This is a genomic window from Halomonas sp. PAMB 3264 (assembly GCF_031954245.1).
In the GTDB taxonomy this organism is placed as follows: Bacteria; Pseudomonadota; Gammaproteobacteria; order Pseudomonadales; family Halomonadaceae; genus Vreelandella.
Map to the genome: position 1 here is coordinate 2,385,148 of NZ_CP134866.1, position 23,149 is coordinate 2,408,296.

Below are 23,149 nucleotides of genomic sequence, written 5' to 3' on the forward strand. Positions count from 1 at the left end.
GCAATCAGCGCCCGAGGTTATGACAATTCGCTGAACACACTCACGGATCGTGACTCATGGCTTCAACAATAGGTTTTCGACTTGCGCGTTTACCGCACCTGTGGCGCTCCATTCTGGATCGAAGGCTGGCGCCGCTGGGGCTTACGCAAACCCGCTGGGTGACTCTTTACCATTTATGGCGCCTGGGCGAAGGCCACCCCCAGTGCGATCTAGCCAAGGCGATCGGCGTCGAGGCGCCTTCCTTGGTGCGCACGCTGGGCCAGCTCGAGGAGCAGGGGCTGATCGAGCGGCGTGCCTGCGACAACGACCGGCGCAGTAAACGCATTTTTTTGACACCGAAGGCCACGCCGCTGCTCGAAAAAATCGACAGCGTGGCAAGTCAGGCGCGCGAAGAGATGTTCGCGGGCTTGAGCGACGAGCAGCTCGACACGCTCGACGAGTGGCTGGGCGTGATCGAATCCAACGGCCTCGCCATCCAGTCCCGCGACCAGCAGGGCCCCATCGCCTAACGCGAAGAGGCGCTCAGCGCCAAATGATCCGCCTGGCCTGCGAGCGTCTGAGTGAGCTCGCGAAAGGACGCCACATAGAGCGTAAAGCGCTCAGGCCCCTGCGATTCCCACCACCAAAGCGTCATCGCCTGGGCGCTGGACTCGATCACCAGCGCATCCGTTGGCAGGCGCTCCAAAAGCGCCTTCAGCGAGGTCTCGGCCGCCGCCGGCAGCGGCCTGAGCGGCGCGATGCGCCAGCGCCAGCCGGCGTGATAGTGCTCCAGCGCCTCGCTTGCGTGGGCATCGCGCACCAGCACGAAATCCGGCCCCGGTGCTTTTTGCGCGTAGGCAAACCGGTAGCCTGGCATGAAGCCCTTGAAGTTATGCAGCGGCGGCGCGGCCAGTTTCACCTCCACCCCTTCCTTGCGCGCAAAGCTTCTAAGCGCATTCTGCCGCGTTTGGCGCGGATTGGGTTTGAGCCACATGACCGGCGCGGCCACGAACAGCACGACGCCCAGCACGATCAACCATTCCATTTACGACATCCCTCTTTCAACCGATCGATACTTGCGTTAAAAAAACCCGCGTTTGGGCCGTTGTGAACCCCATGCGTTGCGCTTACAGTGAACATTACCCGACAAAGGTGCTCTTTGTTGCTTATTGCGAAGGAGATGGGTCATGAGCTATCACCATATTCTGGTCGCGGTTGATTTGACCAAGGACTCCCACCGGGTGCTCGAGCGCGCGATCGCCGTCTCGCAGCGAAACGAGCACGCCAAAATTTCGATCATGCACACCCTGGAGCCGCTCGGTTTCGCCTACGGAGGCGATATTCCGATGGATTTGACCAGCATTCAGGATCAGCTGGACGACCACGCTAAAAAGCGCCTGTCGGAGATCGCCACGCCCCACGTCAAGCCCGAAGATCAGCACGTGGTGGTCGGCATGCCGGATACCGAAATTCATCGCTTCGCCAACGATCGCGGTGTCGACCTGATCGTGGTGGGCTCCCACGGCCGTCACGGCTTCGCGCTGCTTTTGGGCTCCACCTCGACCGGCGTTCTCCACGGCGCGCCCTGCGACGTGCTGGCGGTGCGCGTGGGCCAAAAAGGCGAGCAGACCGACGAATGACGCCGTGGTCCCGCTAGCGCAAGGCGCCCCGCGGGGCGCCTTTTGTTCATCAAACGCTGCCAAATCCTGCCGGCCTGTCTACTCGCCCGCCATCGCCTCGAGCTCCATCCAGCGCTCCATGGCCGTTTCCAGCCGCGCCTGTACGCCCTGCAGCTCGTTGAGCTTTGCCGTTACCTCGGTGGCGGGCTTTTGATAGAACGTCGGCTCGCCGATCACCTTCTCAAGCGCCGCTATCTCCTCTTCCAGGGTTTCGATCTCGCCGGGCAGCGCCTCGAGCTCACGGCGCAGGTTGTAGGAGAGCTTGGCCGACTTTTTCGCCGGGGCGCTTTTGGGCTTCTCGGCACTTTTTGCCTCAGCCTTGCCGGTCGGCTCGGTGTTCTGGCGCGCCGCGCCCTCCCAGGGGGCCGGGGGGAGCTTTCCGCCCTGACGAATCCAGTCGCTGTAGCCGCCGACGTACTCGCGCACCGCGCCGTCGCCTTCGAACGCCAGCATGCTGGTCACCACGTGATCCATGAAGGTTCGGTCGTGGGAGACCAGCAGCAGCGTGCCATCGAAATCGAGCAGCAGCTCTTCCAGAAGCTCGAGGGTTTCCATGTCCAGGTCGTTGGTCGGCTCGTCGAGCACCAGCACGTTCGCCGGCTGAGTGAAAAGCTTGGCCAACAGCAGCCGGTTGGACTCGCCGCCGGAGAGCGCCTTCACCGGCTGGCGTACCCGGTCCGGGGTGAACAGAAAATCCTGCAGGTAGCTCATGACGTGGCGGTCGCGCCCGCCAACGCTGACACGGTCGCTGCCCTGAGCGACGTTGTCGTAGACGGTTTTCTCGAGCTCCAGCCCCGCGCGCAGCTGATCGAAGTAGGCGACCTTCAAATTGGTGCCAAGCTGGACGCTGCCCTCGGTGGGTTCGAGTTGGCCGAGCAGGATCTTCAAAAGCGTCGTCTTGCCCGCGCCGTTGCGGCCCAAAAAGCCGATGCGGTCGCCGCGCATGATTTCGAGATTGACGTTGTCGAGGATGACTTCGTCGCCAAAGCGCTGGCTGACACCCTTGAGCTCGACCACCCGCTTGCCGGTGCGCTCGCCGCTGTCTACCGTGAGGTTCGCGCTTCCCTGACGCTCGCGGCGCTGGCTGCGCTCGGCGCGCATCGCTTCCAGCGCACGCACGCGGCCTTCGTTACGGGTACGCCGTGCCTTGATGCCCTGGCGAATCCAGGTCTCTTCCTGAGCCAGCTTCTTGTCGAACTCGGCGTTTTCGCGCGCCTCGACTTCGAGCTCGTGCTGCTTGCGTGCCTGGTACTCCTCGTACTTGCCCGGGTATCGGCCGAGCTTGCCGCGGTCGAGCTCCAGAATATGGGTGGCAAGCTTCGAGAGAAACGCCCGGTCGTGGGTGATCAAAAGCACCGCGCCGTTGAAGGCGAGAAGCTGCTCCTCGAGCCAGGCGATAGTGTCGAGATCCAGGTGGTTGGTGGGCTCGTCGAGCAGAAGAAGATCCGGCTCGGAGACCAGCGCGCGGGCCAGTGCCACCCGCCGGCGCCAGCCGCCGGAGAGCGCGTTCATCTCCGCCTCCGGCGGTAGCCCCAGGCGCGTCAGCACGACATCGATACGCTGATGAAAGGACCAGCCGTCGATCGCCTCGATACGCGTTTGAAGCGTGGCCATCCGGTTCATGTCCGGGTCGGGGTCGTTGATCAGGTGCTGGTATTCGGACAGAAGCTCGCCGGCCTCCGGCAGGCCCATGGCCACCACGTCGAAAATCGTCATGCCGGAGGACTCCGGCAGCTCCTGGGCGAGCACGCCGACCTTCAGGCCCGGCGCGCGCCAGACGGTGCCGTCGTCGGCCTGGATGTCACCGGCCACCAGCTTCAAAAGCGTCGACTTACCGGTGCCGTTGCGACCCACCAGCGCCAGCCGCTCGCCCTTCTCCACCGTAAGCTCAGCGCGGTCCAGCAGGGTCTGTGTGCCATAGGCCAGTTGTAGCTGCTCAAGTCGTAACAGGGTCACGCGGTATCCTCCATGTCGTCAGGCGCACAGTGTAACGCATGGCCCGGTTGAACGGTGAACTCGAATCACCGCCGCCCGAGCCATCCGGCGCCGATGACTCAGAGCCCGCTTCGAATGCGCTTTTTATCCAGCTTGCCGACGCTGGTCTTGGGGATCTCATCGACGAGACGAATATCTCGCGGCACGCCCCAACGGTTGAGCTTGCCGTCATCGACGAAGCGCTCCATGAAGGAGATCAACGCCTCAATAGAGGGCGGCTCGTTGAGGTTCTGCGCGACGACCCAGGCCACCGGCCGCTCACCCCACTTGTCGTCGGCAACGCCCACCACCGCCACTTCAGCGACCTCCGGGTGCTGGCTCAAAAGGCTTTCCAGCTCGAGCGACGATAGCCACTCGCCGCCAGTCTTGATCACGTCCTTGATGCGGTCACTGATGGTCAAAAACCCCGCCTCGTCGATCGAGCCCACGTCACCGGTGTGGAGCCAGCCGTCGCGCCAGAGCTCTTCGCTGCGCGTCTCTTCCTTGAAGTAGGCCTGCGTCAGCCAGGGCGCCTTCATGCGGACTTCCCCCACGCTTTGGCCATCATGGGGTAGCGGCTGGCCCTCGGTATCGACCACCTGAAGATCCACGAAAGGCGCCGGTAATCCTGCCTTGCAGCGCCAGGCAAGTTGAGTCTCGTAGTCGGCCTCCTCGACGTGGCGCGGTAGAACGTCGATCGTCACCACCGGGCAGGTCTCCGACATGCCGTAGGCACTGCGGGTATCGACCCCCAGCGCCCAGGCGCGCCGCGAAAGGCTCTGGGTCAGGGCACTGCCGCCCAAAAGCACCTTCCAACCGGTGAGATCCACCCGCCTGGAGGAGACCGCCTCGGTGCTTAGCACCATGTTGAGCAGCGTCGGTACGCAGTGGGAGAAATCGACCCGCTCTTCGACGAGCAGCTTGACCAGCATCTCGGCGTCATATCGGCCGGGATAGACCTGGGTGGCGCCCAACAGCGTGGCCGTGTAGGGCACGCCCCAGGCATGAACGTGGAACATCGGCGTAATCGGCATGTACACCTTGTCGCGACTCAAAAGCTCCACGCCCTTCGCCTGGAACAGGTTCGCCTCGCTCAGCGTGTGCAGCACGAGCTGGCGGTGGGTGAAAAAGACGCCCTTGGGATTGCCGGTGGTGCCCGTGGTGTAGAAAAGCGTGGCCACGGCGTTTTCATCGAAGGTGGGAAAGTCGAAGCGACGCGGCTGCTCTGCCAGCAGCGCCTCAAACTCACCAACGACGTTGAGCGACGTATTAACCGCGTGTGGCGTCTCCTGGCAAAGCACGTAGCCGCGTACCCGATCGAGTTTTGGCGCCAGCGGCTCGAGCAGCGGCAAAAAATCCTCTTGGGTCAGCACGAAGGTGTCCTCGGCGTGCTGCATGGTGTAGAGAATCTGCTCCGGGGCCAGGCGTACGTTCACGGTATGCAGCACCGCGCCGATCATGGGGATGGCGAAAAAGCACTCCAGATAGCGATGGCTATCCCAATCGAGTACCGCCACCACGTCGCCGGCCTCGACACCCTGAGCGGTCAGCAGGTGCGCAAGCTGATGCACGCGCTCCTCGAAGCGGCGATAGTCGTGGCGGCTGTGGTCGCGGTAGACGATCGGGTTGGCGCCGGCGGCGCGTACGCCGGCGCTCAGCAAATCCCCTATCAACAGCGGTGGGTTCGTCGCCGAGGCGGTGGCGGGCAGGATTTTGGGGGTGACGTTGGGCATGGGCGGCTCGCTTTTTATTGCTGTGTTAAACGGCTGTTTGATCGCCTTTAGTGTTCACCGCCCGTTGATCCGGCGCAATCCGTTCCCACTTCTGCTTTGGTATTAGCCGGACGTCCCTCCAAGCCGTTACAATGGCGCGACTCTCACCCGCCGATACGGCGCCCACCTGCAGGAGCCGGGTTTGACCACAACTGACACGCCATCCTTTTTACCCGAGGCGCTGTGTTTTCGCCCGCGCGAGGCGCTGGTGGATATCGGCGCCAACCTGACCCACGAAAGCTTCGAGCGCGATCTGGACGCGGTCATCGAGCGCGCCCAGGCAGCTAACGTGACGACGATGATCGTGACCGGCACCGATCTTGCCCACGCCGAGCAGGCCGTGGCGTTGGCCAAGCGCTTTCCCGGTCTTTACGCCACCGCCGGCGTCCACCCCCACGATGCGAGCGGCTGGAGTAATGAACTCGCCCGTCAGATGGCGGCGCTGCATAAAGCGCCCGCGGTGGTGGCGGTCGGCGAATGCGGGCTCGACTTCAACCGCAACCTCTCCACCCCCGCGGAGCAGGAGAAGGCGTTCGAGGCGCAGCTGTCGCTTGCCGCCGAAAGCGGTTTGCCGCTGTTTCTTCACGAACGCGACGCCGGCGCGCGCATGCGCGAAATACTCAAGGCCTGGCGCGACGATATTTCTAAAGCGGTGATCCACTGCTTCACCGGCGAGGCGCAGACGCTCTACGGCTACCTGGATCTGGATCTGCATATCGGCCTGACCGGCTGGATCTGCGACGAGCGCCGCGGCCATCACCTGCGCCCGCTGTGCAAGGACATTCCGCTCAACCGGCTGATGCTCGAAACCGACTGCCCTTACCTTTTGCCACGTAACCTGCCGGCCAAGCTCAAGGGCCGACGCCACGAACCGGCACTGCTGCCCTGGATCAGCCGGGAGATCGCTCATTGGGCCGGCGTGGAAGAAGAAACACTGATCAATGAAACCACCCGCACCGCCCGGCGCTTTTTCAATCTCGATAGCGCCTTGAAGGAGAGTTAACGTGGCCGAAATGCCCGGATTTATCGCCATCGAAACCGGCGAAGAGGATGGCCTGCCGCTGGCGATCGCCTGGTCGCTGCCGGATGGGCGCATCAAGCAGACGCTGATTCAGCCCGACGACAGCTGGATCGAGGAGGACACCAACGTCTCCGGCGCCTACAGCATCGAAGAGCTCGAAAGCCTGGGCGTAAGCCCGCTGGACGTGATTCGCGAGCTCGAAACCGACCACTTCTCCGCCACGCTCTACACCAGCGACAACGGCGAGGACGAAGCGGCGCTGGCCCGCCTTTTCGACACCTACGGGCTGGACCCCTTCATCGAGCTGGCGCCGGCCCACGTGCTTTACGATCGGCTATCGAGCGGCGAGTGGCACCGCCTGCGCGGCGACACTTTCAGCGACCGTGGCCTCGAGCCCATGCGCGCCGAACACGAAGTCGAGGTGATGCTGGCCCTGCACCAACGCCTGAGCGAGCGCGAAGATTAGCCAGCCACCTTGTCATTGGGCGTTTTGGTGCCGAGTGCTTCAAGACCTGCTGTAACGGCGCCATCGAGCGTATCCCCCTGATGATAAAAGCGTGATAGCGCCCGGCGAAACGCCCGGGCGCGAAGTGGCAGCCCTTCGCGCTCGAAACGCGCCGCGCGCTCGAGCACCTTCGCTTCAAAGGCGGCCCGGTCGACCTCGACCGCCCCGCCCAGGTTATCGACGCTCACGTTGAAGGCGCGTCCGCACGCGCGGGTAAAGAGATACTCCAGCGCCTGGGGGGCGCTTTCGGCGCGCTCGAACGCCGCCTGCTCGAAAGCGTCGCGCCCATCCGGCAGATACCAGTAGCCGTAATCCTCCTGCTCGCGGCGTTTGGCGCCGGCGATGCACCAGTGGCTGATTTCGTGCAGGGCGCTGGCGAAAAAGCCGCGCGCGAAAATGATCTGGTGATACGGCGTCTCGCTGGTGGCCGGCAGGTAAAGCGGCTCGTCGCCGCCCTTGATCAGCCGCGTCTGATAGGTGTCGGCGAATACGCCATCAAACAGCGCGATGATATCGGCCAGCGTCCAGCGCTCGAGGGTCTTGGTCACTATCGCGTCACTTCAAAAAGGGATAAAAAAAACGGTGGAAACAGGGTCCCGGAAAACTCGGCCACCGAGCCCCGCTACAGGCATCCGGCGGCGAAATTTGCTACGCTTGCGCCCTTTCATCGACTCCCTCATGTGAGGAGCCTTGCCGTGGGCGCCGCCGTTCATCGTATCAAATCTCTTTACTGGCCCGAAACGCGTCTGCTGATTGCACTGGCGCTCCCCATCGTGGGCGCCCAGCTCGCCCAGGCCGCTATCGGCGTGGTCGATACCATGATGACCGGGCGCTTTGGCGCCACCTCGCTTGCTGCCGTCTCGGTGGGCTCGAGTCTCTGGACGCCGTTGATGCTGTTCATGACCGGCACGCTCATGGGCGTGACGCCGATCGTGGCGCACCTGCTGGGTGGCCAGCGTACCGCGGACATTCCCAAAGCGGTTCACCAGGCGCTCTGGGTCGCGCTGGTACTCGGCGTCGTGGCCGCCTTCTTACTGCATACCGCGACGCTTCCCGTGTTCGAGCGCATGGACGTACCCGAGGCCGTGGCGCGCGAGGCGAGCGCGTATCTGGGGGCCGTCGCCTTTGGCATGCCGGGCATCGCGCTGTTTCAGGCGCTGCGCGCATTCTCCGACGGCATGAACCATACCCGCCCGGCGCTCTGGATCAGCCTGATCGGCCTTTTGATCAACGTACCGAGCAACTACGTGCTGATCTACGGCGGCGACGGCCTGATTGACCTGTTTGGTGCCTGGCTACCCACCCCGCTTGCCACGCTGCCCGCGCTTGGGGCGCTGGGCTGCGGAATCGCCACCGCCCTTTCCATGTGGTCGATGGCGCTGGCCATGGCCTTCTACACGGCGCGTAGCCGCAGCCGCAACTACCAGGGCATTGCGCTTTGGCAGCGCCTGTATCGCCCGTACTGGGCCGGCATTCGCGAGCTGGTCGTGGTCGGCATGCCGATCGGCGTAGCGATCTTCGTTGAGGTGACGCTGTTCACGCTGATTGCGCTGTTCATTGCAAGCCTCGGTGAAGTCACCGTGGGCGCCCACCAGATCGCGCTAAGCTATACGTCGCTGTTGTTCATGCTGCCGCTGTCGCTGAGCATGGCGCTGACGGTGCGGGTAGGCAATACGCTCGGCCAGGGGCGCCCGGCGCACGCAAGGCATGTCGCCTGGAACGGCATCGCGCTGAGCGTTCTCATCGCCGCGGTCAACAGCGCGTTTTTATGGCTGAGCGCGAAGCCGGTGATCGCACTCTATACCGCCAACCCGGAGATTCAGACGCTGACGCTTTCGATCATCTCGCTGGCGGTGATCTTCCAGCTCTCCGATTCGCTGCAGGTGAATCTGGCCGGCGCGCTCAGAGGCTATAAGGACACCCGGATCGTCATGGTGATCACCGTGCTCTCCTACTGGATCGTCGGCCTGGGCGGCGGCTACTGGCTAGGCACCCAAGGGCTTGGCGGTCTCACCGGGCCGCTCGGCATTCACGGCTACTGGGTCGGCCTGATCGCCGGGCTAAGCACCGCGGCACTGCTTCTCGGGTGGCGCCTGAAACGGATCAGCCTGAGGTAAGCGCATGAAACGTTGCCTTTCGATGATAACCCCACTGTGTTCAGCGCTGCTGCTGAGCGCCTGTGGGAGCAATGAGGATCCGGCCTGGCAGGCGTATCACCAGACGCTTGAAAGCGCGCTCGACGCCGAGCCGATCGCCCGCGAGGCACCCTCCAACATCGGCGCCTTTCCAGACCGCCGCGAGCGACTGCTCGACGTGCCGGAAATCCGTGAAAGCATGTTCAACGTCTACGCGCTTCGCGAGTGCGATATTACCTCGCTGGTAGCAGCGCGTAACAACCAGCTTGGGCGCGTCGCGCCCCCCAGCCAACACTGGCTTTACGAGCGCGAGCTGTGGCGGCGTCTGGAACGCTGCTCCCAAAGTGACGTTGTTGAAGGGCTGGGTGAAAACGACCGAGCGCGGCTTTTGAACCTGACCGCGCTCAAGACCGAACAGCTGCCCGCCGTAGGCTTCAACGCGCTGTTCGACTCAGAGGAGTGGGAAAAGAACTTCTCCCGCGCGAGCCAGCCGCTCGAATTGACGGCGCTGCCGGACATGACCCGCGAACTCGAGGCGCTTGGCTATCTCGAGAGCATGGTCCTCAACACCTACGACCTCGAGTGGCAGGCGGACTCCGCCACCCTCGAGCAGCATCTTAAAGCCCTTCAGGCGCGCCCGCTGACCGCCGAAGTGCTGCGCACGCTGTTGCTGGGTGCCGAGCGCCTGAACGAGGCCAACCGGCTGCTCGCAAGCCACCTACCCGCCACGCAATGCCTGCCGGCCTGGCAAGGCGACTGGCTGGTAAATATGGCGCGTGCCGCTCGGCGCTGGCTCGACCAGGTCAACGCCTTGATCGATGCGCATGAGGTAAACGCCCCAGCGGCGGTGGCCGAGTATCAGCGTCAGTGGCTCTCTCTGGAGACCGCAAGTGCTCCCTGGCCACGCTTTGAAGCCGCGCTGATGGAGCACCTTGCGCTTCGCACGGCCTACCCGGTGTGTACACGGAATCAAGGCGTTGATTAAAAAATAAGTAGGTTCTCTTAACCTGGCGTCCAACCTGTGCTATTGGTTGAAATACGCGGTAGGCAGTTTCGCGCCTATCAACGTCGTGACCACGCAGCACCAGGAGGGACACTATGGGTCGACCCCATTCACCCCACTCTGCCCAGGTCATCGACCTGGAAACCGCGCGCCAACGTCAGCAGGCGCGCAAGTGCGTGATTCGTCTAGCCCCCGAGCTCGACGGACTCGAGATGGTTTACCAGCTCGCTGCGAGTCCCGACACCTATTACGGCCTGCCGATACTGGCGTGGGGCTTGCGTGACGACGGTAATGTCGTGGGTCTGGTGCCCTGGATGAACGGGCTGTGCGCCTGCAACGAGCTCGACAGCCAGGAAAACGGTCATTTCGTCGGCTATCGCGACCCGGAAACCGAGGAAATTTTCGAGCTACCACCGGAGCATAAGCACGCCGAACTCATCGCGGCGGCAGACTACTTCGAGTACGAAGCGTCAAAAGACGTGGCGCTGATTCAGCAAATTCCCGACACGCTCGGCACCCACGCGCTGTGCATGAACCAGGAAGATGCGCCCTGGCATATGAAACCGGTGTTTGGTTGGCGTCTTTATAGCAATGGGAGCGTCGAGGCGCTGCTCGCCGACGAAGAGAAAGCGCAAATGTCGCCGATCATCCTGGGTGATTCTTGCCTATTCGATGCCCATACCCGCTATCAGACCATCTACTTCTTTCAGCGCCACATCGCCAATCGGATTCTCGAAGAGGACCCGGCCACACTGGAGGCACTGGCGATGATGGTCGTGCCCGACGACGAGTAGTGCCGGGTACCGCTCGATGGCTCACGCAAGGCGAATGAAGTAACGGTATTCGCCTTCGTGTTCACGCTGGGTCATCAGTTCGTGGCCCAGGAACTGACAGAACTTGGGCACATCGCGCGTAGTGGCGGGGTCGGTCGCCACGACTTCGAGAACCTGCCCGGCACTCATGTCGCGGACCTTATTATGCATAAGCATAATGGGCTCGGGGCAGTAGAGTCCGGTAGTATCCAGCGTAGCGTCACAGGCGGGCGTCGTATCAGTCATCTCGGGCCTCGGTAAGGAAGTGGCATATGGTTAAAGTTATCATCGAACGGCGCATCATGCCCGGCCTCGAGCAGGAGTACGAGCAGGCGGCCCGCGAAGCGATGCGCGTCTCGCTCGGCGTCAGTGGCTTCGTCAGCGGTGAGACGCTGGTCAGGGTTGGCCAGCCGGACCGTCGCTTGATGATCACCAAGTGGCGCGATCTGCGTGCCTGGAAAGAGTGGCACCAAAGCGAGGCAAGAGCCAGGGCGATGGAACAAATCCTGCCACTTCTTACCGAAGACGAAACCGTGCAGGTATTTGAAGCCGCTCTTTGATAGGTGACGATCCGCTCGCCGGGTACGCGGGTCTAGTGCGTTAACCGCACGTGAACCGTCACCTCTTCACGATCGTGATAAAGGTGGCGACAGCGAATTTCGGCACTCACCCCCGCCTCTTTCAGCGACTCCTCAAGGGTGTCCAAACAGCGCGTCACTTCGTCCCAGCGCTTTTTCATCGGCAGTTTCAAATTGAAGATCGCCTCACGGCACCATTGGCGCGTCAGCCACCGCTGTACCATGGTCAGTACGCGCACGGGCTTGTCGACGATGTCGCACACCAGCCAGTCCAGCCGCTGGTCCGGCGCCCAAACGAAGCCGTCCTCTTTCAAGTGATCGACCTGGCCGGTTTTCATCAACGCCTTGTCCATCGGGCCATTATCGATCGCGTAGACGTACATGCCGCGCTGAACGAGCTGCCAGGTCCAGCCGCCAGGGGCAGCGCCCAGATCTGCCGCCTGCATGTGTTCGGCAAGCCGGGTATCCCACTGATCCCGGGGAACGAACTCGTGCCACGCCTCTTCGAGCTTGAGCGTCGAGCGACTGGGCGCGCGCGAGGGAAAGCGTAGCCGGCGAATGCCGTTTTTGAGCTCGCTGCGATTGCCGGGAAAGCTGATGGCGAGCTGGACCCGGTCGCCGCTGGTCCAGAAAACGTGCAGCCGCCGACCGCCGGCCTTACGCCTGAGCGCGCCGCGCTTGGTCAATAAGCTCTCCAGCGGCTTCGTCAATGCCTTGATCAGCCCGGCCAGCGCCTTGCCATCGTTGGTATCCGGCGTTTCATGCCAGATCTCCTCGAAGCTCCAGCGGCTCGATTTGATCTGCTCGAGCATCGGCGTGAGCCGGTCCTCCTTCGAAAGCGACAGCGGAGCCAGCGCGGCCAGACTCTGACGCGCAAAGATGAGCTTGTCGAATCGCGCGTCGCGATGCAGCGTGTTGATCGGCTCATCGTCGGTCCGCGTCAGGCTCGCCCAGCCCTCCCCTCGCTGTGGAACGCAGGGCACGCAAGCCAGCGCTGCGTGGTGCTGCATCTCTGCCAGCGCATCGGGCTCGAAGCCCGGGCGGCAGTACACAAGCCAGGTTGAGGGCGCTATTTCACTCACGGGGGACTCCACTCTGTGCCGGTCGCATTGAATTCGAGGCGCATCATACCATCGCAGGCCACGTTATCGGGCGCGAACTGCTTATTTACAATAAGATCACGCTGTCATCGTTTGCCACGGCGAGCTTTCGATAGCCCGAATACAGAAAAGCCGCCCATGGGGCGGCTTTTCTATAACCAGCGGCGAATATCAATTCTCTGCGGCATCCTCGATATCTTCACCCGCATCTTCGATGCTCTCGCCGGCGCTTTCAATGCTGTTATCGATATTTTCGCCCGCTTCTTCTGCCGGACCCTGATCGTTGTCGCAGGCTGCAAGCCCGCCAGCCATCAGTGCGATCAAAGCGGCCATCAATAGTTTTTTCATCATGTCTCCTTTCATTTTTTACGCTCCTTTTTGCCGAATTAAACGACCTTTGCATCATACGGTTTTTATTCAACGAAAGACAACCGACAGCTTTTTCATTGTCTCGCGTCAGGACACGTATTTTCCATGCACAAAAAAAGCCCCGAACACAGAGTGCTCGGGGCTTTTTCGAATAGGTGCCTGACGATAACCTACTCTCGCATGGGGAGACCCCACACTACCATCGGCGCGTTGCGGTTTCACTTCCGAGTTCGGCAAGGGATCGGGTGGTTCACGCAAGCCATGGTCGTCAGGCGTAACTGTCAATGTATATCGGCTGACGGTTTCGTGATCGTCCCGTTCGACATGAAGCCTCTCGCTTCATGTTCGTGCGTATCCGGTTATTGCTTCGTTGTCACTGCGGGCCGAACCCCTTGGGTGTTATAGGGTCAAGCCTCACGGGCCATTAGTACACGTTAGCTCAACACCTTGCGGTGCGTCCACACCGTGCCTATCAACCAGCTGGTCTCGCTGGGCCCTTCAGGAGGCTCGAGGCCTCGGGGATGTCTCATCTTGAAGGGGGCTTCCCGCTTAGATGCTTTCAGCGGTTATCCCGTCCGCACATAGCTACCCGGCAATGCCACTGGCGTGACAACCGGAACACCAGAGGTGCGTCCACTCCGGTCCTCTCGTACTAGGAGCAGCCCTTCTCAAACATCCAACGCCCACGGCAGATAGGGACCGAACTGTCTCACGACGTTCTAAACCCAGCTCGCGTACCACTTTAAATGGCGAACAGCCATACCCTTGGGACCGACTTCAGCCCCAGGATGTGATGAGCCGACATCGAGGTGCCAAACACCGCCGTCGATGTGAACTCTTGGGCGGTATCAGCCTGTTATCCCCGGAGTACCTTTTATCCGTTGAGCGATGGCCCTTCCATACAGAACCACCGGATCACTAGAACCTGCTTTCGCACCTGCTCGACGTGTCTGTCTCGCAGTCAAGCACCCTTATGCTCTTGCACTCATTGCACGATGTCCGACCGTGCTGAGGGTACCTTCGTGCTCCTCCGTTACTCTTTGGGAGGAGACCGCCCCAGTCAAACTACCCACCACACACTGTCCTCGACCCGGATAACGGGTCGGAGTGAGAACACCAATGATGCCAGGCCGGTATTTCAAGGGTGGCTCCCTCCGAACTGGCGTCCGGAGTTCCTAGCCTCCCGGCTATCCTACACAGGCAACATCAGTATCCAGTGTGAAGCTATAGTAAAGGTTCACGGGGTCTTTCCGTCTAGCCGCGGGTACACCGCATCTTCACGGCGATTTCAATTTCACTGAGTCTCGGGTGGAGACAGCGTGGCCATCATTACGCCATTCGTGCAGGTCGGAACTTACCCGACAAGGAATTTCGCTACCTTAGGACCGTTATAGTTACGGCCGCCGTTTACCGGGGCTTCGATCAGGAGCTTCGCCCGAGGGCTAACACCATCACTTAACCTTCCGGCACCGGGCAGGCGTCACACCCTATACGTCCGCTTGCGCGTTGGCAGAGTGCTGTGTTTTTACTAAACAGTTGCAGCCACCTGGTATCTTCGGCCGGTTCGGGCTCGGGGAGCAAGTCCCTCTACCCTACGCCGGCGTGCCTTCTCCCGAAGTTACGGCACCATTTTGCCTAGTTCCTTCACCCGAGTTCTCTCAAGCGCCTTGGGATTCTCACCCTGACCACCTGTGTCGGTTTGGGGTACGGTCGCACATGATCTGAAGCTTAGAGGCTTTTCCTGGAAGCGTGGCATCAGTGACTTCCTGACCGTGGTCAGTTCGTCTCGCATCTCGGCCTTGAACGCCCGGATTTGCCTGAGCGTTCAGCCTACCTGCTTTCACCGGGACAACCAGCGCCCGGCTCACCTAGCCTTCTCCGTCCCCCCATCGCAATCATGTCCGGTACGGGAATATTGACCCGTTTCCCATCGACTACGCCTTTCGGCCTCGCCTTAGGGGCCGACTCACTCTGCTCTGATTAGCATCGAACAGAAACCCTTGGTCTTCCGGCGGGGGAGTTTTTCACTCCCCTTATCGTTACTCATGTCAGCATTCGCACTCGTGATACCTCCAGCAGACCTCTCGATCCACCTTCATCGGCGTACACGACGCTCCTCTACCGCTCATCCAGAGGATGAACCCGTAGCTTCGGTACCTGGTTTAGCCCCGTTACATCTTCCGCGCAGGCCGACTCGACCAGTGAGCTATTACGCTTTCTTTAAAGGATGGCTGCTTCTAAGCCAACCTCCTGGCTGTCTGAGCCTTCCCACATCGTTTCCCACTTAACCAGGATTTGGGGACCTTAGCTGACGGTCCGGGTTGTTTCCCTTTTCACGACGGACGTTAGCACCCGCCGTGTGTCTCCCACGCTGCACTCACCGGTATTCGGAGTTTGCCTCGGGTTGGTAAGTCGGGATGACCCCCTAGCCGAAACAGTGCTCTACCCCCGGTGGTGATACGTGAGGCGCTACCTAAATAGCTTTCGAGGAGAACCAGCTATCTCCGGGCTTGATTAGCCTTTCACTCCGATCCACAAGTCATCCAAATCTTTTTCAACAGATCCTGGTTCGGGCCTCCAGTTGATGTTACTCAACCTTCACCCTGCTCATGGATAGATCGCCCGGTTTCGGGTCTATATCCAGCGACTGGTCGCCCAGTTAAGACTCGATTTCTCTACGCCTCCCCTATTCGGTTAAGCTCGCCACTGAATATAAGTCGCTGACCCATTATACAAAAGGTACGCAGTCACAGAACAAGTCTGCTCCCACTGCTTGTACGCACACGGTTTCAGGATCTATTTCACTCCCCTCGCCGGGGTTCTTTTCGCCTTTCCCTCACGGTACTGGTTCACTATCGGTCAGCCAGGAGTATTTAGCCTTGGAGGATGGTCCCCCCGTCTTCAATCAGGGTTTCTCGTGCCCCGACCTACTCGATTTCACTGTGCTCGGATTTCGGCTACGGGACTATCACCCGCTATGGTCAGACTTCCCAGACTGTTCGCCTATCGATTGCACAACTTAAGGGCTGGTCCCCGTTCGCTCGCCGCTACTGGGGGAATCTCGGTTGATTTCTTTTCCTCGGGGTACTTAGATGTTTCAGTTCCCCCGGTTCGCCTCGTATCCCTATGTATTCAGGATACGATACCGACCTTGTGGTCGGTGGGTTTCCCCATTCAGAAATGTTCGGGTCACAGGTCGTTTGCCACCTCACCGAACCTTATCGCAGGCTTCCACGTCTTTCATCGCCTCTGGCTGCCTAGGCATCCACCGTGTGCGCTTCATTGCTTGACCCTATAACCCGAAGGAGTCCGGGCCCGCAATGACAACGATTGCCGGATACGCTTGAGACGTATCACAAAACAATTGCGTATCGAGATCACGTCACGATTACAGGAGCCGAAGCTCATGTCACCGTATCGTCATTCGATACTGTCAGCATGATATACATTGTTAAAGAGCGACTGCCATAAGCAGTGACAAGCGTTCTTCACGTTGGAAAAAAGACCCAAAATACCCAAGGGATTTTTCTTTCAGTGTGTGAAAACACAGCGCTTGTCACTGCTCATCAACAGCATTCGATCAGGCAATTCATTGTGGACGTTTACCGCGAGGATGACGCATCGTTTAAGGAGGTGATCCAGCCGCAGGTTCCCCTACGGCTACCTTGTTACGACTTCACCCCAGTCATGAACCACACCGTGGTGATCGCTTTCCCGAGGGTTAAGCTAACCACTTCTGGTGCAGTCCACTCCCATGGTGTGACGGGCGGTGTGTACAAGGCCCGGGAACGTATTCACCGTGGCATTCTGATCCACGATTACTAGCGATTCCGACTTCACGGAGTCGAGTTGCAGACTCCGATCCGGACTGAGACCGGCTTTTCGGGATTCGCTTGCTCTCGCGAGTTCGCTGCCCTTTGTACCGGCCATTGTAGCACGTGTGTAGCCCTGCTCGTAAGGGCCATGATGACTTGACGTCGTCCCCACCTTCCTCCGGTTTGTCACCGGCAGTCTCCCTAGAGTTCCCGCCATTACGCGCTGGCAAATAGGGACAAGGGTTGCGCTCGTTACGGGACTTAACCCAACATTTCACAACACGAGCTGACGACAGCCATGCAGCACCTGTCTCTGCGTTCCCGAAGGCACCCCGGAATCTCTTCCGGGTTCGCAGGATGTCAAGAGCAGGTAAGGTTCTTCGCGTTGCATCGAATTAAACCACATGCTCCACCGCTTGTGCGGGCCCCCGTCAATTCATTTGAGTTTTAACCTTGCGGCCGTACTCCCCAGGCGGTCGACTTATCGCGTTAACTTCGCCACAAGGTGCACAAGGCACCCAACGGCTGGTCGACATCGTTTACGGCGTGGACTACCAGGGTATCTAATCCTGTTTGCTACCCACGCTTTCGCACCTCAGTGTCAGTGTCAGTCCAGAAGGCCGCCTTCGCCACTGGTATTCCTCCCGATCTCTACGCATTTCACCGCTACACCGGGAATTCCACCTTCCTCTCCTGCACTCTAGCCTGACAGTTCCGGATGCCGTTCCCAGGTTGAGCCCGGGGCTTTCACAACCGGCTTGTCAAGCCACCTACGCGCGCTTTACGCCCAGTAATTCCGATTAACGCTTGCACCCTCCGTATTACCGCGGCTGCTGGCACGGAGTTAGCCGGTGCTTCTTCTGTGGGTGATGTCCTTCCTGACGGGTATTAACCGGCAGGCCTTCTTCCCCACTGAAAGTGCTTTACAACCCGAGGGCCTTCTTCACACACGCGGCATGGCTGGATCAGGCTTGCGCCCATTGTCCAATATTCCCCACTGCTGCCTCCCGTAGGAGTTCGGGCCGTGTCTCAGTCCCGATGTGGCTGATCATCCTCTCAGACCAGCTACGGATCGTCGCCCTGGTGAGCCGTTACCTCACCAGCTAGCTAATCCGACATGGGCTCGTCCGATAGCGGGAGCCGAAGCCCCCTTTCTCCCGTAGGACGTATGCGGTATTAGCCTGGGTTTCCCCAGGTTATCCCCCACTATCGGGTGGATTCCCATGCATTACTCACCCGTCCGCCGCTCGCCACCAGGAAGCAAGCTTCCCGTGCTGCCGCTCGACTTGCATGTGTTAAGCCTGCCGCCAGCGTTCAATCTGAGCCATGATCAAACTCTTCAGTTTAAAATCAGTGTGATTCTTGCCTGCCCCACATACGAAGACATGACGCAGAGGCGAATCAATCCTGGCTCAAGGTTCAAACGAATTTACCGTGATACCTCGAAAGGTATCGCTGTGTTCGTCTGCCTTGATATAAGGTGACTTGTCACCCTCATCGGCAAACGCCCACATGAATTGCCTGATCAAATTGTTAAAGAGCTTTCGACGAACCGTTCGATGACCTGAACCGCTTGCCCGTCGAGGAAGGCGTATTCTACGCATTCCGGTGAATTTGTCAACCGCTGATTTCAGCGAGTGAAGCGAGCCGTTCAAACCAATCGAACATTGCTCTAACTTCCTGACAAACCGAAGGTTTTCACCTTCATCCACCGCTGGAAACGTTGTCCGTCCCCGGCAGCGGATGCGTACTTTACGGATTTGGTCGGGCGAGTGCAAGCGGTTTGTGCAAAAAGTTCAGCGAGCCAAACAAAACACTATAAGAAGCAGGCAAAAACAAAAAGCCGGCAGATCGAACTGCCGGCAAGAAGGTAATCAGTTATCGCCTGATAGTTGGCGTTAGATTTCGAAGCCCAGACCGAAGTCTTCGCTCGATATCGCCATCAGGCTTGCCGCCCCGGCCTGAATCATTTGGGCGTGAGCCCGGGTGCGCGGAAGCAGGCGCTGATAGTAAAAGCGGGCGGTGTCGATCTTCGCCTGATAGAACGCCTTCTCGTCACCGTTGAGCCCGGTCGCCGCGCTCTTGACGGCGCGGGCGAACAGATAAGCCAGCGCCACATAGCCCGAGTACATCAGATAGTCGACACTGGCGGCGCCCACTTCTTCGCGGTCCTGCATGGCTTTCATGCCCACGCCCATGGTGAGCTCGCCCCACTCGGCGTTGAGTTTGGCAAGCGGCTCGATGAACTCCTTGAGCGCCGGGTTATCGGCTTCGGTCTTACAGAATCTGTGAATCTCTTTGGTAAAGACCTTCAGCGACTCGCCCTGGCTCATCAGCACCTTACGGCCCAGCAAATCGAGGGCCTGAATGCCGGTGGTGCCTTCATAAAGACGCGTGATGCGCGCGTCGCGCACCAGCTGCTCCATCCCCCACTCCTTGATGAAGCCGTGACCACCAAAGATTTGAACACCTTCGTTGGTGCTTTCGAATCCCACCTCGGTCAAGAACGCCTTTACGATCGGCGTCAAAAGCCCCAGCAGCGTATCGGCACGCTCGCGCTCGTCACCCGGTGCTGCGTGCTCCACTTGGTCGAGCAGCTGCGCCGCGTACAGCACCAGCATGCGCCCACCTTCGGCGAAGGCTTTCTGGGTCAGCAGCATCCGACGCACGTCGGGATGCACAATGATCGGGTCGGCGGGCTTTTCCGGGGCTTGCTTGCCGGAGAGCCCGCGCATCTGCAGCCGGTCGCGGGCGTAGGCGAGCGAGTTCTGGAAGCTCGCCTCGATCAACCCAAGCCCCTGAATACCGACGCCGAGGCGCGCGGCGTTCATCATGGTGAACATGCAGGCAAGGCCCTTGTGGGGCGGGCCGACCAAATAACCCGTGGCGCCGTCGAAGTTCATCACGCAGGTGGCGTTGCCGTGAATGCCCATCTTATGCTCGAGCGAGCCACACACCACGCCGTTACGCTCGCCGACGTTGCCCTCGGCGTTCGGCAGGAACTTGGGCACAAGGAAAAGCGAAATGCCTTTCGAGCCTTCCGGGGCGTCCGGCAGCTTCGCCAGTACGAGATGCACGATGTTCTCGGCAAGATCGTGCTCGCCGGCGGAGATGAAGATTTTGGTGCCGGTCACGGTATAAGCGCCGCCCTCTGCCGGTACGGCGCGGGTCTTGATCAAGCCAAGGTCCGTGCCGCAGTGGGGCTCGGTCAGGCACATCGTCCCGGTCCAGACGCCCTCGACCAGTTTGCTGAGATAGGTGGATTTCTGCTCGCCGGTACCGTGGTGGCGCAGCGCGTCGACGGCGCCGTGAGAAAGTCCGGGATACATTCCCCAGGCCAGGTTGCTGGCACAGATCATTTCCGAGAGCGCCATGGCAAGCGACGGCGGAAGTCCCTGGCCGCCGTGCTCAACCTCGGCGGAGAGTCCGGGCCAGCCGCCTTCGACGTACTGCAGGTACGCCGCACGAAAGCCATCCGGCGCCTTGACATCGCCGTTTTCCAGCCGCGTACAGCCCTCGGCATCGCCGATCTGGTTGAGCGGTAGCAGCACCTCACGGGCGAAGCGCCCGCCCTCCTCCAGAATGGCGCCGACCACGTCCGATGAGGCGTCGTCGCCTTTGCCGATCGCGGCGTAGTGCGCGGGGTAGTCGAGCATTTCGTCCATGACGAAACGCAGATCACGCAGGGGGGCTTGGTAGCTGGGCATCGCGGGTCTCCTCAACCGTGGCCGAAAGCCATAGAAAAAGGCGGCTTTCAAACGATTGTTTGAAACTAGCGCGACGCCGCACGCCCGTCAAGCAGGCGTTTGAATTTGACCGCTACTTACACGCACTCTTTAGTCGAATAGCGAACGGTCACTTGCCCGTTTTGAGATAACGCGGGCGCAAACGGTTCGTGCTCACTGCATGCGAATACCGCCATCCAGGCGAATTACCTCGCCGTTAAGCATCGGGTTGGTGATGATCTGCTCGGCCAATTGGGCAAACTCGTCGGCGCGGCCAAGGCGCTTGGGAAACGGCACGGCGGCAACCAGAGCATCATAGGTATCACGCGGAATCTCGCTCATCATCGGCGTTTCGAACACCCCTGGCGCGATGGCCATGACGCGCACCGCGTGGCGCGAAAGCTCGCGGGCAGCGGGCAGGCTCATGCCGACCACCCCAGCCTTGGAGGCGCTGTAGGCGCACTGCCCCACCTGGCCGTCGAAAGCGGCCACCGAGGCGGTATTGACGATCACTCCGCGCTCGCCGGACGCCGTTGGCGCATTCTTCGCCATCGCCGCGGCGGCCAGGCGCATCACGTTGAAGGTGCCGACCAGGTTGATCTGAACCGTTTTAGCGTAAGCGTCGAGATCCGCCGGATGGCCTTCGCGGTCGACCAGCTTGGCCACGCTCACCACCCCGGCGCAGTGCACCACGCCGGCCAGGCCCTGCTCGCCGCCGAGCTCGACCGCCGCGTCGATCACCTTCTCCATCTGTTCACTCGAGGTGATGTCTGCGGTCATGGCGCGGGCGCGCTCGCCGAGCGCTTTAGCCTGCTCATGCACGCGCTCGCTCACATCGCACAGCAACACGCTTGCGCCAAGGCTCAAAAGCCGCTCGGCGGTCGCCGCGCCGAGCCCGGAGGCGGCGCCGGTGATCAGAAATGCGCGCTGATTTATTTCCATATTAAAGCCCTTTTATCAAAGCCCTTTGCCGGGATTATCAAACGTGGCGCTCGCCTGAGCGCGCAGTTTGAAACGTTGAATCTTGCCGCTGGGGGTTTTTGGCAGCTCGTCGACGAACTCGATCTCGCGCGGAAACGCGTGAGTCGACAGGCGCTCGCGCACCAGCGTGCGGATCTCTTCGGCCAGCGCTTCAGTCGGCTCGAAGCCTTCGCGCAGTACCACGAACGATTTGATGATCTCGCCGCGAATCTCGTCAGGCTTGCCTACCGCCGCCGACTCTGCCACGCCGGGGTGCGTCATGACGCTGTTTTCGACATCGGTCGGGCCGACCCGATAGCCCGCGGTGGTGATGATATCGTCGTCGCGCCCGGCGAACTGAAAGCTGCCGTCCTCGTTTTTGATCACGACGTCGCCGGTCAGGTAGTAGCCGTTCACGAACGGGTTCTTCTCCTGCCAGGTGTAGCCCTGGAAGAAATGCACGGGGGAGTGGTCGATATCCACCGCGAGCACCCCGGGCTCACCCGGCGGAAGCTCGTTGTACTCGGCGTCGAGAATCGCCAGCCGGTAACCCGGTAGCGGCACGCCCATGCCGCCCACGTGTTTGGGGTGATCGAGGCCGTGGTGGCAGTTGCAGGTCATGCCGGTTTCGGTCTGGCCGTAGTGATCCATCACCGCGCAGCCCAAAGCTTTCTCGACCCAGTTAACGACCTCGGTATTGAGCGGCTCCCCCGCCGAGCTCGCCGCGCGAAGATTGAGACTCTGATGGGCGTCATCGAACAGGCTTGATGCCTTCATCAGCCGGTAGGCGGTGGGTGCGGCGGCGAAGTTGGTGATGTCATGACGCTTCATGAACGCAAGCGCCCCTTCGGCGCTGAAGCCCGCCTCGCAGAAGTGCGTGGTTGCACCCAGTAGCAGCGGCCCGGCGATGGCGTAATAAAGCCCGTAAGCCCAGCCCGGGTCGGCCATGTTCCAGAAACGGTCCTCGCGCTTTAGATCCACCGCAAGCTCCATATAAAGCGCGAACGCCGCCATCGCCTTGAGCGGCACCGCCACACCCTTGGGCTTGCCCACGGTGCCGGAGGTAAACATCTGTAGAAACGGCGCCTGAGGGTCGAGCCGCGGCGGCGCGTCGCTCATGGGCGCGTGCGCCAGCGCCGTTTGCCAATCGAGATCCGCCGAGTGCTCATCCGTTGGGCCACCGACGGCCAGCACCGGCGGGCAGCGCTCGATGCCGTCGAACTTGTGCCGGTTGGCGTGATCGGTGATGACCAGCTGGGTATCGGCGCGGCTCAAACGGTATTCCACCGCGTCCGGCCCAAAAGCAGTAAAAAGCGGCTGATACACCGCGCCGATGCGCCAGGTCGCCACCACGGCCACCAGCAGCGCCTTGGAACGCGGCAGCATACAGGCGATGCGGTCACCCTCTTTCAAGCCCTGGTCGCGTAGCCAGCCGGCCAGCCGCGCACTTTCGGCGTCGAGCTCGCGATAGGTGAGCGTATGCACCTGCTGATGAGTATCTTCGTGTACCAGCGCCAGCGTCTCGCCGCGCCCCTGTTCAAGATGGCGCGCGCAGCACGCCTCGAACGCGTTGAGCTTGCCATCCTTGTGCGTATCGAGACCTTCGATCACGGCGTCAGTCGAGAAGCGCTCGAGATAGTCGGCATAGGCGGGAAGTGAAGCAGTGTGAGTCATGGCGGCTCTCTGTTGTTATTAAATCGAGCTATTGAATCGAGCTATTCG

The 23,149-nt window shown here is 60.8% G+C and carries 18 protein-coding genes and 3 rRNA genes; 8 read left to right on the top strand and 13 right to left on the bottom strand.

Annotated elements, in window-relative coordinates:
• Positions 1–56: 56 nt before the first annotated feature.
• A complete protein-coding gene (slyA, locus tag RN347_RS10745) occupies positions 57–509 on the top strand; it encodes a transcriptional regulator SlyA (RefSeq protein ID WP_263586793.1) in 453 nt (150 codons plus the stop codon).
• Here the strand turns inward: slyA and RN347_RS10750 are convergent.
• Positions 506–1,024: a preprotein translocase subunit YajC gene (locus tag RN347_RS10750; RefSeq protein ID WP_311958223.1), complete on the bottom strand. Its 519-nt coding sequence runs from the start codon at positions 1,022–1,024 to the stop codon at positions 506–508. The genes slyA and RN347_RS10750 overlap by 4 nt on opposite strands.
• A gap of 142 nt (positions 1,025–1,166) precedes the next feature.
• Between RN347_RS10750 and RN347_RS10755 the strand changes: the two genes are divergently transcribed.
• Positions 1,167–1,619 carry a universal stress protein gene (locus tag RN347_RS10755; protein WP_263586791.1) on the top strand — a complete coding sequence of 151 codons (453 nt, stop codon included), beginning with the start codon at positions 1,167–1,169 and terminating at the stop codon, positions 1,617–1,619.
• A 78-nt stretch (positions 1,620–1,697) separates the two neighbouring features.
• On the opposite strand, the gene RN347_RS10760 is transcribed toward RN347_RS10755, so the two are convergent.
• Positions 1,698–3,614, bottom strand: coding sequence for an ATP-binding cassette domain-containing protein (locus tag RN347_RS10760; protein WP_311958224.1), 1,917 nt, complete (start codon positions 3,612–3,614; stop codon positions 1,698–1,700).
• A 98-nt stretch (positions 3,615–3,712) separates the two neighbouring features.
• A complete protein-coding gene (locus RN347_RS10765) occupies positions 3,713–5,365 on the bottom strand; it encodes a fatty acid--CoA ligase (RefSeq protein WP_311958225.1) in 1,653 nt (550 codons plus the stop codon).
• A 181-nt stretch (positions 5,366–5,546) separates the two neighbouring features.
• Here RN347_RS10765 and RN347_RS10770 point away from each other — a divergent pair, with 181 nt between their 5' ends.
• Both RN347_RS10770 and RN347_RS10775 read left to right on the top strand, forming a co-directional pair.
• Positions 5,547–6,407, top strand: coding sequence for a TatD family hydrolase (locus tag RN347_RS10770; protein WP_311958226.1), 861 nt, complete (start codon positions 5,547–5,549; stop codon positions 6,405–6,407).
• A 1-nt stretch (position 6,408) separates the two neighbouring features.
• Positions 6,409–6,891 (top strand): hypothetical protein, encoded by a 483-nt coding sequence (locus RN347_RS10775; protein WP_311958227.1) that lies wholly within the window; start codon positions 6,409–6,411, stop codon positions 6,889–6,891.
• Here the strand turns inward: RN347_RS10775 and RN347_RS10780 are convergent.
• A complete protein-coding gene (locus RN347_RS10780) occupies positions 6,888–7,478 on the bottom strand; it encodes an elongation factor P hydroxylase (RefSeq protein WP_311958228.1) in 591 nt (196 codons plus the stop codon). The genes RN347_RS10775 and RN347_RS10780 overlap by 4 nt on opposite strands.
• A 147-nt stretch (positions 7,479–7,625) precedes the next feature.
• Between RN347_RS10780 and RN347_RS10785 the strand changes: the two genes are divergently transcribed.
• The 3 genes from RN347_RS10785 to RN347_RS10795 all read left to right on the top strand — a co-directional run bounded on the left by RN347_RS10785 (position 7,626) and on the right by RN347_RS10795 (position 10,862).
• Entirely contained in the window at positions 7,626–9,047 is a 1,422-nt protein-coding gene (locus RN347_RS10785; protein ID WP_311958229.1) for an MATE family efflux transporter, read from the top strand.
• Positions 9,048–9,069: 22 nt separating this feature from the next.
• Positions 9,070–10,050, top strand: a complete 981-nt coding sequence (locus RN347_RS10790) for a DUF3080 family protein (protein WP_311958230.1) — start codon at positions 9,070–9,072, stop codon at positions 10,048–10,050.
• A 113-nt stretch (positions 10,051–10,163) separates the two neighbouring features.
• Complete coding sequence (locus tag RN347_RS10795) at positions 10,164–10,862, top strand: hypothetical protein (protein WP_263586783.1); 699 nt, start codon at positions 10,164–10,166, stop codon at positions 10,860–10,862.
• 21 nt (positions 10,863–10,883) lie between these two features.
• On the opposite strand, the gene tusA is transcribed toward RN347_RS10795, so the two are convergent.
• On the bottom strand, positions 10,884–11,126 hold the full coding sequence (gene tusA, locus RN347_RS10800; RefSeq protein WP_263586782.1) for a sulfurtransferase TusA: 243 nt from the start codon (positions 11,124–11,126) through the stop codon (positions 10,884–10,886).
• A 26-nt stretch (positions 11,127–11,152) separates the two neighbouring features.
• Between tusA and RN347_RS10805 the strand changes: the two genes are divergently transcribed.
• Entirely contained in the window at positions 11,153–11,440 is a 288-nt protein-coding gene (locus RN347_RS10805; protein WP_263586781.1) for an antibiotic biosynthesis monooxygenase, read from the top strand.
• 32 nt (positions 11,441–11,472) lie between these two features.
• Here RN347_RS10805 and rlmM read toward each other — a convergent pair whose 3' ends face one another.
• The 8 genes from rlmM to RN347_RS10845 all read right to left on the bottom strand — a co-directional run bounded on the left by rlmM (position 11,473) and on the right by RN347_RS10845 (position 23,101).
• On the bottom strand, positions 11,473–12,540 hold the full coding sequence (gene rlmM / locus RN347_RS10810) for a 23S rRNA (cytidine(2498)-2'-O)-methyltransferase RlmM (RefSeq protein ID WP_311958231.1): 1,068 nt from the start codon (positions 12,538–12,540) through the stop codon (positions 11,473–11,475).
• Positions 12,541–12,729: 189 nt separating this feature from the next.
• Positions 12,730–12,921, bottom strand: a complete 192-nt coding sequence (locus tag RN347_RS10815) for a hypothetical protein (RefSeq protein WP_263586779.1) — start codon at positions 12,919–12,921, stop codon at positions 12,730–12,732.
• Positions 12,922–13,084: 163 nt separating this feature from the next.
• A 5S ribosomal RNA gene (rrf, locus tag RN347_RS10820) occupies positions 13,085–13,200 on the bottom strand.
• Between the two features lie 130 nt (positions 13,201–13,330).
• Positions 13,331–16,219 (bottom strand): 23S ribosomal RNA (locus tag RN347_RS10825).
• 334 nt (positions 16,220–16,553) lie between these two features.
• A 16S ribosomal RNA gene (locus RN347_RS10830) occupies positions 16,554–18,088 on the bottom strand.
• Together the 16S, 23S and 5S rRNA genes form the textbook arrangement of a ribosomal RNA operon.
• Before the next feature lie 552 nt (positions 18,089–18,640).
• The gene (locus RN347_RS10835; RefSeq protein ID WP_311958232.1) at positions 18,641–20,449 is read right to left on the bottom strand and encodes an acyl-CoA dehydrogenase C-terminal domain-containing protein; all 1,809 of its coding nucleotides are present in this window, start codon (positions 20,447–20,449) and stop codon (positions 18,641–18,643) included.
• A gap of 192 nt (positions 20,450–20,641) precedes the next feature.
• A complete protein-coding gene (locus RN347_RS10840; protein ID WP_311958233.1) occupies positions 20,642–21,409 on the bottom strand; it encodes an SDR family NAD(P)-dependent oxidoreductase in 768 nt (255 codons plus the stop codon).
• Between the two features lie 15 nt (positions 21,410–21,424).
• A complete protein-coding gene (locus tag RN347_RS10845; RefSeq protein ID WP_311958234.1) occupies positions 21,425–23,101 on the bottom strand; it encodes an AMP-binding protein in 1,677 nt (558 codons plus the stop codon).
• Positions 23,102–23,149: the final 48 nt, after the last annotated feature.